This window comes from Nitrosomonas sp. PY1 (assembly GCF_022836435.1).
In the GTDB taxonomy this organism is placed as follows: domain Bacteria; phylum Pseudomonadota; class Gammaproteobacteria; order Burkholderiales; family Nitrosomonadaceae; genus Nitrosomonas.
This window is the reverse complement of record NZ_BQXC01000001.1, coordinates 259,319-271,363: the sequence shown is the minus strand read 5'-3', so window position 1 is coordinate 271,363 and position 12,045 is coordinate 259,319. Positions and strand designations below refer to the sequence as shown.

General features: G+C 42.1%; 12 protein-coding genes. 6 read left to right on the top strand and 6 right to left on the bottom strand.

Annotation, left to right across the window (positions count from 1 at the left end; translation table 11 throughout):
* Positions 1–64: 64 nt before the first annotated feature.
* From W03_RS01245 to W03_RS01230, 4 genes are all read right to left on the bottom strand, one after another.
* The gene (locus W03_RS01245) at positions 65–1,678 is read right to left on the bottom strand and encodes an NAD+ synthase (protein WP_244070642.1); all 1,614 of its coding nucleotides are present in this window, start codon (positions 1,676–1,678) and stop codon (positions 65–67) included.
* Positions 1,679–1,709: 31 nt separating this feature from the next.
* Positions 1,710–3,086: a phosphomannomutase/phosphoglucomutase gene (locus W03_RS01240; protein WP_244070640.1), complete on the bottom strand. Its 1,377-nt coding sequence runs from the start codon at positions 3,084–3,086 to the stop codon at positions 1,710–1,712.
* A 66-nt stretch (positions 3,087–3,152) separates the two neighbouring features.
* The gene (locus W03_RS01235) at positions 3,153–3,359 is read right to left on the bottom strand and encodes a zinc-finger domain-containing protein (RefSeq protein ID WP_244070638.1); all 207 of its coding nucleotides are present in this window, start codon (positions 3,357–3,359) and stop codon (positions 3,153–3,155) included.
* A gap of 25 nt (positions 3,360–3,384) precedes the next feature.
* On the bottom strand, positions 3,385–4,305 hold the full coding sequence (locus W03_RS01230) for a branched-chain amino acid transaminase (protein ID WP_244070636.1): 921 nt from the start codon (positions 4,303–4,305) through the stop codon (positions 3,385–3,387).
* A 582-nt stretch (positions 4,306–4,887) separates the two neighbouring features.
* Here W03_RS01230 and wrbA point away from each other — a divergent pair.
* On the top strand, positions 4,888–5,487 hold the full coding sequence (gene wrbA / locus W03_RS01225; RefSeq protein WP_244070634.1) for an NAD(P)H:quinone oxidoreductase: 600 nt from the start codon (positions 4,888–4,890) through the stop codon (positions 5,485–5,487).
* A gap of 33 nt (positions 5,488–5,520) precedes the next feature.
* Positions 5,521–6,339 carry a class III extradiol ring-cleavage dioxygenase gene (locus W03_RS01220; RefSeq protein WP_244070632.1) on the top strand — a complete coding sequence of 273 codons (819 nt, stop codon included), beginning with the start codon at positions 5,521–5,523 and terminating at the stop codon, positions 6,337–6,339.
* A 125-nt stretch (positions 6,340–6,464) separates the two neighbouring features.
* Here the strand turns inward: W03_RS01220 and W03_RS01215 are convergent, their stop codons facing one another.
* Positions 6,465–6,848, bottom strand: coding sequence for a hypothetical protein (locus W03_RS01215; protein WP_244070630.1), 384 nt, complete (start codon positions 6,846–6,848; stop codon positions 6,465–6,467).
* A 569-nt stretch (positions 6,849–7,417) separates the two neighbouring features.
* On the opposite strand from W03_RS01215, the gene W03_RS01210 reads away from it, so the two are divergent.
* Positions 7,418–7,981, top strand: a complete 564-nt coding sequence (locus tag W03_RS01210) for a calcium-binding protein (protein WP_244070628.1) — start codon at positions 7,418–7,420, stop codon at positions 7,979–7,981.
* A gap of 70 nt (positions 7,982–8,051) precedes the next feature.
* Here the strand turns inward: W03_RS01210 and prfB are convergent.
* Positions 8,052–9,159, bottom strand: a protein-coding gene (prfB, locus tag W03_RS01205) for a peptide chain release factor 2 (protein WP_244070626.1) whose coding sequence is annotated in 2 segments (ribosomal slippage) — positions 8,052–9,077 and positions 9,079–9,159 — 1,107 coding nt in all. Because the reading frame shifts where the segments join, the coding sequence is not laid out codon by codon here.
* Between the two features lie 191 nt (positions 9,160–9,350).
* On the opposite strand from prfB, the gene ispD reads away from it, so the two are divergent.
* From ispD to mgtE, 3 genes are all read left to right on the top strand, one after another.
* Positions 9,351–10,055, top strand: coding sequence for a 2-C-methyl-D-erythritol 4-phosphate cytidylyltransferase (gene ispD, locus W03_RS01200; RefSeq protein WP_244070624.1), 705 nt, complete (start codon positions 9,351–9,353; stop codon positions 10,053–10,055).
* Between the two features lie 5 nt (positions 10,056–10,060).
* On the top strand, positions 10,061–10,531 hold the full coding sequence (gene ispF, locus W03_RS01195; protein ID WP_244073671.1) for a 2-C-methyl-D-erythritol 2,4-cyclodiphosphate synthase: 471 nt from the start codon (positions 10,061–10,063) through the stop codon (positions 10,529–10,531).
* A gap of 62 nt (positions 10,532–10,593) precedes the next feature.
* Positions 10,594–12,039: a magnesium transporter gene (gene mgtE, locus W03_RS01190; protein WP_244070622.1), complete on the top strand. Its 1,446-nt coding sequence runs from the start codon at positions 10,594–10,596 to the stop codon at positions 12,037–12,039.
* The last annotated feature ends 6 nt before the right edge of the window (positions 12,040–12,045 follow it).

The following is a 12,045-nucleotide window of genomic DNA, read 5'->3' as shown; positions in this document are numbered from 1 at the left end:
AGAATGTCCGGTTTTTACTTGACCACGTCATATGACCTGAACAAGCGAAAACGCAAAGGATATGTTAAGACTTGTAATGAGAGGTAATGGGATAGTGCCATGCGTGATCAAAATCGCAGCATGTAACACGTATCCCTATTGGAGCTTGATGTCGTTTGTATTCGTTAAGATGAATCAAGTGAATTATCTTATCTACGATTTCCGGATCAAATTGCAGCGCTATAATTTCATTACGTGAGTAATTCTTCTCAACATACGCTTCAATAACAGTATCGAGAATTTCATACGGTGGCAAGGTATCTTGATCGGTTTGATTAAGCCGTAACTCAGCAGAAGGTGCCCGCTGTAGGATTCGCTCTGGAATAATCGGATTGATTTTATTACGATAATGACAAAGCTGATAAACCAATGTTTTGGTAACATCTTTAAGTACTGCCAAACCACCTGCCATATCGCCGTACAAAGTGCAATAACCCACAGCAAACTCAGATTTATTGCTGGTTGTTAATACAACCGAACCACTATGATTAGAAAGTGCCATTAATACGGTGCCACGAATGCGTGCTTGTAAATTCTCCGGCATCGTCGAAGTATTCAATAATTCGGATGAAATTGCAAAGTCACTGACCATCTTCGACAAATACAAATCAAACAGCGGTTGAATATTACATTCCGAATGCAAAACCCCCAATCGATCGGCCATCTCTCGCGCATCTGCTAAGCTCATGTCAGCCGTATATTGCGTGGGCATCATCACGGTTTTTACTCGCTCCGCACCCAATGCATCTACAGCGATTGCTAGTACCAGCGCAGAATCTACGCCTCCCGACAATCCTATCAAAACACCCGAAAAATTATTCTTATGAACATAATCCCTGACACCTAGACATAATGCCTGATAAACACTGGCTATCGGAGGCAATGAAATTGCGAGCGTATGATTTTTTACCGGCTGGCGATTTTGAATCTCAATATAATCAATCGTATCTATCAGTTCCTTACATTGATGAACTAACTCACCCGCAGCATTCATAACAAAGGAAGCTCCGTCAAACACCAAACCGTCTTGTCCGCCAACCAGATTAACATGAATGACACTAACACCCGTATACTTGATATAGTGTTGCGTATCCTGATATCGTGTTACTTGCTTGTCGATGAAATACGGGGAAGCATTCAGAAACAACAAGATATCGACGTCAGCGTGTGTATATTTTCTCGGATCGGAATGTAGTAACGCATCCGCGCCAATTTCAATACAGCACTTGAGTCCATTGAAGTTTAAAAAGCAAGGCTCCAAACCTTCATCAAAATAATAAAACTCATTAAAGAACGGTGGTTTACTCAGAAATCTTTTGTGGTATGTATGCGTAATCTTGCCTGAACAAATGACTGAAGCCGAGTTATATAGCTTACAGCCGTCATGGTGTGGATGACCTATCACGAGCGTTATGTCATCAATCTCCTGCGTGATCATTTGTAGGGTTTGGTAACACGATTGATAAAAATCGTCGCGCAACAATAGATCTTTAGGCGGATACCCACACAATGCAAGTTCGGGCGTTATAACAAGCTTCGCACCTTTAAGCTTCGCTTGTCGCACGGCTCGTAAAATTTTCTCTGCGTTGCCGGAAATATCACCAACAATCGGATTGATTTGCGCTATCGCAATATGCATCGCGTTTAAACTACACAATAAAAACAATCAATTAAAATGGCAACTGCACGTCTGGTTTTACTTTCTTGATGTTGTTACGGAAGTCTTCTTGAATTCTTTTTAAAGCCGCCTCACTATCAGCTTCGAACCGCAAAACCATAACCGGTGTTGTATTCGATGCTCGAGCAAGACCGAAACCATCGCTATATTCAACTCGCAGTCCATCAATAGTCACAACTTGTTGCGGACTATTAAACACTGCTTTCTTTTGTAATTCAGCAATCAATGAATAATTTTCACCTTCAGCAGTATGCACTTGTAACTCCGGTGTGTTAATGCTATCAGGTAGATTGTTCAGAACAGTATTCATATCCGATTCCCGGCTTAAAAGCTCCAGCAATCGTGCACCTGCATATAATCCATCATCAAAACCATACCAACGCTCTTTAAAAAACAAATGACCACTCATCTCACCGGCCAGAAGTGCTTCCGATTCATTTAATTTTGCTTTGATAAAGGAATGTCCGGTTTTCCACATTGTAGGAATGCCGCCATGTTTTCTAATCCATGGCGCCAAATTACGTGTACATTTGACATCGAAAATAATTTCCCCACCCGGATTTCTAGATAAAACATCCGCGGCGAAAAGCATCAACTGGCGATCTGGATTAATAATGCGTCCTTGCTTAGTTACCACACCCAAACGATCGCCATCACCGTCAAAAGCAAGACCAATTTCAGCATCCGATGACTTTAATTTTTGAATAACATCTTGTAAATTTTTAGGCACCGATGGATCGGGATGATGATTGGGGAAAGTACCATCGACTTCACAAAATAATTCTATGACCTCGCAACCCAATGCACGATAGAGCTCAGGAGCAAATGCACCTGTTACGCCATTACCGCAATCAACCACAACTTTCATTGGGCGAGCTAATTTGATAGTGCTCCTGATTCGCTCAGCATAAACTTTGGCAATGCTATGCTCAGAATATTGTCCGCTACCTTGTGTAAGGTCGTTGTTTTCAATACGAATGCGCAACGCCTGAATTGTATCGGCCGATAAAGTGGTACCGCCAAGAACAATTTTAAAACCATTATATTCGGGTGGATTGTGACTGCCAGTCACCATAACCCCCGAGTACTGGCATAACTCATGCGCAGCGTAATATAGCATCGGCGTTGCTACCATACCGACATCGATAACATCAACGCCACTTTTCTGGATACCTCGGGCCAGTGCTTGCGATAGTTCTTGACCGGATAATCTTCCATCGCGACCTATGGCAACAGTCGACAGTTTTCTAGCACGTGCCTCAGAACCAATGGCCTGACCGATCTTCTCAACATTTTCTACAGTGATTGTTTTTCCAACAATACCCCGGATATCATAGGCTTTAAATATTTCTTGCGGAATCTGATTCATAGTGTCCTTTGCTTTAAAGTAATGTTGAAAAACAAACTAGCTGTTTTTACTAATGATCACGTACGGTTAATGGTGCCCTCCTCTCGCACCACCTTTGAGCACATAGTACGTGCCGCAATAAGGACACAACGCTTCGCCCGTTGCCTCAATCGGTAAAAATACACGCGGATGCGAGTTCCACAGTATCATTGAAGGCATAGGGCAGTGTAATGGTAGATCATCCGCAGTAATTTCAACTTCTCGTGATTTGTTATTAGTATTCTGTTGACTCATAGTAACTCCAAAATAACTGACTTTGTTAAACCAGGGTAAGCCAATCCATATGTTTTTGAGCTTTGCCTTTGACGCACTCGAAAAACATCGATTGTATTTGAGTAGTGATAGGACCTCGTTTGCCATCGCCAATCATACGATTGTCCAACTCACGAATTGGTGTAACCTCAGCGGCTGTGCCCGTGAAAAAAGCTTCATCTGCACAATAGACTTCATCGCGAGTAATACGCTTCTCGATAACAGGCACACCAATTTCTCCTGCCAACTCGATGACAGAAGCTCTAGAAATACCTTCAAGACAAGCAGTTAAATCTGGCGTGAAAACCTTACCTTGCTTTATGATAAAAATATTTTCTCCCGAGCCTTCTGCAACATAACCATCCGTATCGAGCAACAAAGCTTCATCATACCCATTCGCTGACACTTCCTGGTTAGCCAAAATAGAGTTCGTGTAGGTCGAAACCGATTTAGCGCGGCACATATTGGTATTGACATGATGCCGCGTGAATGAGGAAGTTTTAACCCGAATCCCTTTTTCTAGACTCTCAGGGCCCAAATAAGTACCCCAAGGCCACGCAGCAATAATAACGTGGACCGAAAGTGTTTTGGCGGAAAGCCCCATAGCTTCTGAACCATAAAACACAAGTGGGCGTATATAGCATGACGACAATTTATTCTGCCTGACAACATCGCATTGCGCTTGCATCAATGTAGTCTTGTCATACGGTATTTTCATCATCAAAATATGCGCGGAATTAAATAATCGGTTCGTGTGTTCCGGTAAGCGAAATATCGCGGTGCCACGCTCCGTTTCATACGCACGCACACCTTCGAAGACACCCAAACCATAGTGCAGCGTGTGAGTCAGCACATGTGTGTTTGCATCCCGCCAAGGAACCATTTTACCGTCATACCAAATTACACCATCGCGGTCTGCCATTGACATTCAGGAACTCCCATTTAAAAATTCTAAATTGCTATTCTAACTTATTTTCAAGACATCGTTTAAGCACCTGTACTAGTGGATGCTGGCTTTCAAAGCATATCTATTATCCGCACCTGAATCTCAGCAGCATGTCTGCAAACGAACTGGCGATTCTCCTCATTCCCTGTGCATTATAAAGATAACCGTGCGTAACATGACTGGAAAAACGGTGTGTTGAACGACTACGCGGTATTGCAGCTAAGGCTATTTCAGTTTACTTGAAATAATCAGCATATTGACTTCATGAAAAAAACACCCGTCAAATTGGGACAACTCCAGTATGCTGATTTTCATGGAGTCCGAAGTTTCAAAATGAAGACATAATCTGCGACTACGAATAAAATTTTAACCTTTGATAAAATCAAACAAATCCTATGCAATTCATCGGCAAGCTACTGTTAGTGAGATATGAAAATGCTGCTTTGAGCAAAGCCTTTTCCCATAAAATTCTACAGAAACGCTTCGGTCTATTGCTTTATATTTGACTGAGGAGTAAAACCGACAAAACCCTTAAACAATTATTAATAAATAAGGAGGTACAACATGACAAAAATTCTCGTTCTTTACTACAGCACATATGGTCACATCGAAATTATGGCTCACGCTGTAGCTGAAGGTGCTAAAAGCGTTGAAAGTACCGAGGTTGTTGTTAAACGTGTTCCAGAACTCATGCCTGATGAAGTAGCGCGCAAAGTGGGAGCGAAACTCAATCAAGAAGCGCCTATTGCAACTGTTGATGAGTTAGCAAGCTATGACGCTATAATTTTTGGTACCCCCACACGCTTTGGCAATATGTGCGCGCAAATGAGGAATTTTCTCGATCAGACAGGTAAGTTATGGCTTAATGGGAGTCTGATCGGTAAAGTTGGCAGTGTATTTACCTCTACCGGCACTCAACATGGTGGACAAGAAACTACGATAACTTCGTTTCATACTACTTTACTCCATCATGGCATGATCATTGTGGGCACCCCTTATTCATGTCAAGAAATCATGAATATGAGTGAAATTACAGGCGGCTCTCCGTATGGAGCTGGAACGCTTGCTGGTGGAGACGGCAGTAGACAACCATCAGAAAACGAATTAAAAATTGCTCGCTTCCAAGGATCTCATGTTGCAAAAATTGCTCAAAAATTAACCTAAGTAGCTGCACAGATGCGGATAAGCATATGAAAAATGAATAAGCATTCATCAGAAAAACTTTCATCGGTTATATATATACCTCATGGTGGAGGCCCACTGCCGATTCTAGGAGATAAAGCTCAGGAGAAATTGGTTGTTTTTCTTAGAGAGATAGCTCGCGATCTGAATAAGCCCTCAGCGATACTCATCATCAGCGCGCACTGGGAGGAAGACCAAGCAACGATTACAAGCGGCAACCATCCTGAATTAATTTATGATTATTACGGTTTTCCTGATGAAGCTTATCGGATTCAATATTCAGCTCCAGGTCAGTCACAGCTTGCCAAGAAAATCTCTGAATTGCTTATATCGCAAGGCATTCCAGCGAAATTGGACGCGCAGCGGGGGTTTGACCATGGCATGTTTATTCCACTTATGCTGATGTATCCAGAGGCGAATATCCCTTGTGTTCAGTTATCTCTACTGAGAAATTTAAACCCGGAACAGCACATTAACGTGGGAAAATCCTTGAGCTCTTTGAGAAAGGAAAACGTCCTTATTATTGGCTCGGGAATGTCCTTTCACAATTTGCAGCAGTTCTTTTTAAAAGGCAGTGATAGCGATTCCGAAAACGAGGCGTTTGACTATTGGTTGCAAGAAACTTGTTCCGACGAAGGTTTATCACAGGAAGAACAGAAGCTAAGGCTGATTGACTGGCAAAAAGCACCAGCTGCGCGTTACTGCCATCCCAGAGAAGAACATTTATTACCTTTACACGTATGCTATGGTGTTGCCTGTGCAGATACGTCGTTTGCAAAAATTGTATTCAATCAGAAAATCATGAGGAAGAAAGTAACGAGCTTTCTGTGGTAGCAATGAATAGCATGGTAAGTATAGGCATACTCTACTAATGCAAAGCATTCAATAAGAAAATAAGAAAAAGCGCATTAAAAAAGCCGCTTACAAGCGGCTTTTTTATTTAAAGCGGTGGTTCTCTATTAATTAGCTTGTGATGCGTTACCATTACTGGCAAATGTCGTTGATTTATTTTCTTCAGCAGCTAATTTGTAATGCAATTCTGCTTGAGCCCTGTGCTCAGCTACTTCTTTTTCGTATTCACGAATATTAGCAGTTTCGTGAGATTGGAATTCTTGGCCTCTTCTACCATAATATTGGAAATTCGATTGATAGTCTTCTAAAGCCACTCTGTGCTCTTCAAGCTTCGCTTCGGCTTCTTTCAACAAAGCTTCATGATGTTTAGCAAGTTGCGTATGATTGCTTGTGGTAACTGATTGCTCCGCGCTTGCAGAACCGAAAGGCAAAGCAACAAAAAATAAAGCAGCTATTAATGCGATGACGGTAACAGGTTTTTGCGTTTTCATGATTGTTGCCTCCAAATTAAAATTCTTAACATGGTTCTATAGTAATCACTCCAATGCCAGAGATAAATTGGGGAAACCTTGGTTTTAATCTAAGGAAAACTATTAGATGCGATGCGCGCATGAATGAAGAGTAATACTAAGATCTTAGATATCTCACTCGTCTGGCCTGACATAGTCGATTGATTCTCCAAGCAATTCATTGTCAGATACTTAGTATATCAAGTCAAATCTTTCTACCGACAACCGTATCATCTCATATACCTTCAGGATTTGGGGCTGCAGTGTGATTTTTATCACCGATCTTAAATTAACTAAGAGCTATCCTGGCCAGGCACTTCTAAATTGAGACGTTGAGTATTAATACTCTGGTTATACATTTTTAAACCTCTAGAACAAAAAGAATTGGTCAATACGATTACTCGTGAATTCTAATTTCAGTTCAATAGTCTTCGATACAATCAACTCGCTCTTTAGATTTCGCCGGTAGATTTGAATTATTACGCAAGTCTTATCGTGAATAATTTGCTTTAGCTTTATTAAATCAATATGCAATTTAAGGAGAAATGAAAATGGCAAATATCTATGGAACACGCCACAATGACACTATTTATCCAACATATAAATCGGCAGGTGTTGTTGGCCCAAAACCAAGCAATGCATCTGATAAAATTTGGGGAAAAGACGGCAATGATAGTATAAATGGTTGGGGTGGCAACGATTTCCTTTATGGCGGCAACGGCAACGATAATTTAGATGGCAGTACAGGCAACGATTTTCTCGACGGTGGCGCTGGCAATGATGTTCTGAGCGGTGGTTTGGGCAAAGATTCACTGGTTGGCGGAGCAGGTGCTGACACTTTCAAATGGTTGTTTTCAGTCGGAAGTCCAGATACCTATCAAAGAGATACCATCTTCAATTTTACACCTAGTGAAGGCGATCGTATCGATATTAGGGGAATTGATGCCGATGCTTATTATTATGGCAACCAAGATTTTGATCCATACTATCAGTTGTCTTTTAACGATGCCAATAACGTTCTAACTGCCGACGTGTATGGCACTGACCAAGATTGGTCAGTAAAATTGGTTGGTCTTGAAGACGGCGTCAATCCAATTGACTATGTGATTGGTTAATTAAGTAGCTTGTTTTAAAAAGAAGCCTACTGTTTCCTTACAAGAAGACGGTAGGTTTTTTTATAGCTTCTTATTTAACACCTTGTTTTAGACTTGCTTCAATAAAATCATTTAAATTGCCGTCCAGCACACTTTGTGTATTTCCAATCTCGATATTGGTGCGAAGATCTTTAATCCTGGATTGATCCAATACATAAGAGCGAATCTGATGTCCCCAGCCGATATCGGTTTTAGTGTCTTCAATCGCTTGCTTTTCTTCATGGCGTTTACGCAGCTCGGCTTCATAAAGCTTTGATTTGAGCATTGAAAGCGCATCCGCTTTGTTCCGGTGCTGCGAGCGTCCACTTTGACATTGCACGACGATACCAGTGGGATTGTGAGTAATCCGTATGGCTGAGTCGGTTTTATTAATGTGCTGCCCCCCAGCACCGGATGCTCTGAATGTATCGATCCGCAGATCTGCTGGATTGATTTCAATTTCGATGGTGTCATCGACTTCCGGATAAACAAACACGCTGGCAAAAGAAGTATGTCTTCGGTTGTTAGAATCGAAAGGAGACTTTCTGACAAGCCGATGTACGCCTGTTTCGGTTCGTAAATAACCATAGGCGTATTCACCGATGACTTTTAAGCTGGCACTTTTAATTCCGGCAACGTCGCCAGGAGATTCTTCCAAAATTTCCACACTAAATTGTTGTCTTTCACAATACCGCGCATACATACGTTCGAGCATGGCTGCCCAATCTTGGGCCTCGGTTCCACCAGAACCCGATTGAATATCGACAAAACAGTTTTTTGCATCCATCGGATCGGAAAACATACGACGAAATTCGAGATTTGCAACCGATTTTTCGAGGTTCGCCATATCCTGCGCAATACTTTCCAGTGCAATATGATCGGACTCTTCTCGAGCCATATCGAATAGTTCACCTGTATCGCCTAATTGCCGCTGAACCGACTCCAGTGTTAACACAATATCTTCCAGCAGTTTCTTTTCACGATTAATTTCCTGGATGCGCTGCGTATCATTCCATACGGCCGGGTCCTCGAGTAATCGGGAGAGTTCGCTTAATTGTGTTTGCTTCGTATCAAAGTCAAAGAAACCTCCGTAATTCGTTAGATCGGCTTGCTAAATCTTGAAGATGATTGGCAATGGCGTTAATGTGTTCTGCTTCCATGTTATCCACCTAAAATTAATATTGTTGTAATTATATCAACCGAAAGTCTCATTTTTATTAAAAATGGAGCATAGTGCGCACACTTCCGGAATATAGTTCTACTACAAGGCAGTAAAGAAACTATAATTTTTCATAGCATTCAAAAACTCGCACATGCTATTTTTCCAAAAAACCGTTTATTCAATCGATCCATGACTCAGTTTAATGCACTCATTCCCGCAGCAGGATCAGGTTCTCGAATGGGTAATACATTACCCAAACAATACCTGCAACTCAACAATCACCCCATGATATATCATGCAATCAAAACCTTATGCAGCAATCAAACCCTATCAAAAGTATTTGTCGTGTTGTCACCCACCGATCATGATTGGTACAACTACGATTGGAGTGAATTTTCAACCAAATTAACGGTACTAAATTGCGGTGGTGCCACACGTTCTGAAAGTGTACGCAATGGCCTGTTGGCAATGAAACAAAAAAATGCGGTGGAACCGCATGACTGGATTTTAGTACATGATGCCGCTCGTCCCTGTTTGACAACAGTACAACTAGATAATCTCATTGAACAGGTACGCGAAGATCCAGTGGGGGGATTGCTCGCTGTGCCTGTTGCCGATACGCTAAAGCGTGGCGATGCTGAAAATCGAGTCATTCGTACTGAATCTCGCGACAATATCTGGCAAGCACAAACACCACAAATGTTTCGACATGGATTATTAGCTCAAGCATTACAACAAACCGCCGGAGAATTTGTCACCGACGAAGCCAGCGCAATCGAAGCAATAGGACTATGTCCGAAGCTTGTCATCGGGGACAGCTATAATTTTAAAGTGACTTATTCCCATGATCTGGCTTTGGCAGAATTAATTATTCATAAAAGGAGTTATGCGTGAATGCAATGCGAATTGGACAGGGTTTTGATGTACATCAGTTAACTGAAGGCCGCCCGCTTATCATCGGCGGTGTTACGATTCCATATGATAAAGGATTGTTAGGTCATTCCGATGCGGATGTTTTACTGCATGCCATTTGCGATGCGTTAATTGGTGCGGCGGGATTGGGAGATATCGGTAAGCATTTCTCCGATTCTGATCCACGTTATAAAAATATCGATAGCCGTATTCTGTTACGCAATGTATATCGTTTATTAGCTGACAAAGGCTACAAATTAGTCAATATCGATGCAACCATTATTGCTCAAGTACCTAAAATGGCTCCATATATACCAGCGATGATTGAAAATATTGCACAGGACCTGGAGATGCAAGTTAGTGAAATCAACATCAAAGCTAAAACCGCCGAATATTTGGGAGCTATTGGCCGTAAAGAAGGCATAGTAGCTGAGACAGTCTGCTTAATCGAACGATAAGAGCCTAATCGGTAGTTTTATTATCATAAATTCCGGGGATTTTTACGATACGTGTTCATACCATGACAGAGACCAATCAAACCGATAGTGACGAAGACTCTCTAACACCGCAGAGTCACGTTTCTAACTTATTACGAAGATACCGATTGGTTGAAGGTTTGGTGCATTTGCAAAAGGATTCTTCCGATGAAACTCTGGCTAATTCATTCGTGCAGCAGCAGAACCTCGCAGAGCTTCAAGACTATCTGAATCAATTACATCCTGCTGATATTGCACACATCTTAGAGGCTTTACCGTTGGCTGATAGATTGCTGGTTTGGAGCATGGTAAAAACAGAAAATGATGGTGAAGTGCTACTCGAAGCTTCGGATGCAGTTCGTGAAACATTGATTACCGATATGCACAGCCATGAGTTGGTTGCTGCGACTGAGTTTCTGAATACCGATGAAATTGCCGATCTTGCACCCGATTTGCCGCAAGAGGTCATTGATGATGTTTTTCGTTCGTTACCGATGGAAGAACGTGAGCAGTTGCGTTCGGCTATGTCGTATCCTGAAGATTCTGTCGGCGCCCTGATGGATTTTGATGTCATTACCATCCGCGAAGATGTTCGTCTGGAAGTTGTATCGCGCTATCTGCGTCGTTTTGAAGAGCTGCCAGACCATACAGACCAATTGTTTGTGGTGGATCGAGAGGAACGGCTGCAAGGTGTGCTGTTAATTAGTCGATTACTAGTGAGCGATCCTGAAACACTGGTCGCAGAAGTCATGACAAATGAGATCATCAAGCTATGTCCAGATGATGTGGCACAACAAGCAGCAAATTCGTTTGATCGCTATGATTTGGTTTCTGCATCGGTAGTCGATGAAACCGGTAAATTATTGGGTCGTGTAACTGTGGATACGGTTATCGACTTCATTCGCGATAAAGCCGAAAGCGAAGCATTGAATCTGGCTGGGTTAAGCGAAGAAGAGGATCTATTTGCACCGGTGCTCCAAAGTGTTAAAAATCGCTGGGTATGGCTCGCAATTAATTTGGTAACCGCCTTTATCGCTTCGAGAGTCATCGGTATTTTTGAAGGATCTATCGAAAAACTGGTTGCATTAGCCGCATTGATGCCGATCATTGCTGGCATTGGCGGTAATTCAGGCAATCAAACTATTACTATGATCGTACGCGCAATGGCGCTCGACCAGATCCATATGCGCAGTGCTTGGAAATTACTTGCCAAGGAAGTCGGAGTAAGTGTCATTAACGGAATCTTATGGGGAACTGTTGTCGGCATATTTACCTTCGCAATTTATCAAGATCCTGAGTTGGGGTTGGTGATGATGCTGGCGATGCTACTCAATTTAGTATTGGCAGCGCTGCTGGGGGTATTGATTCCGCTTACTCTGCGTAAATTTGGTCGCGATCCTGCATTAGGATCGAGCGTCATGATCACTGCAGTCACAGATAGCGGTGGCTTTTTTATTTTTCTGAGTTTGGCGACTTTCTTTTTGCTGTGAGTTATT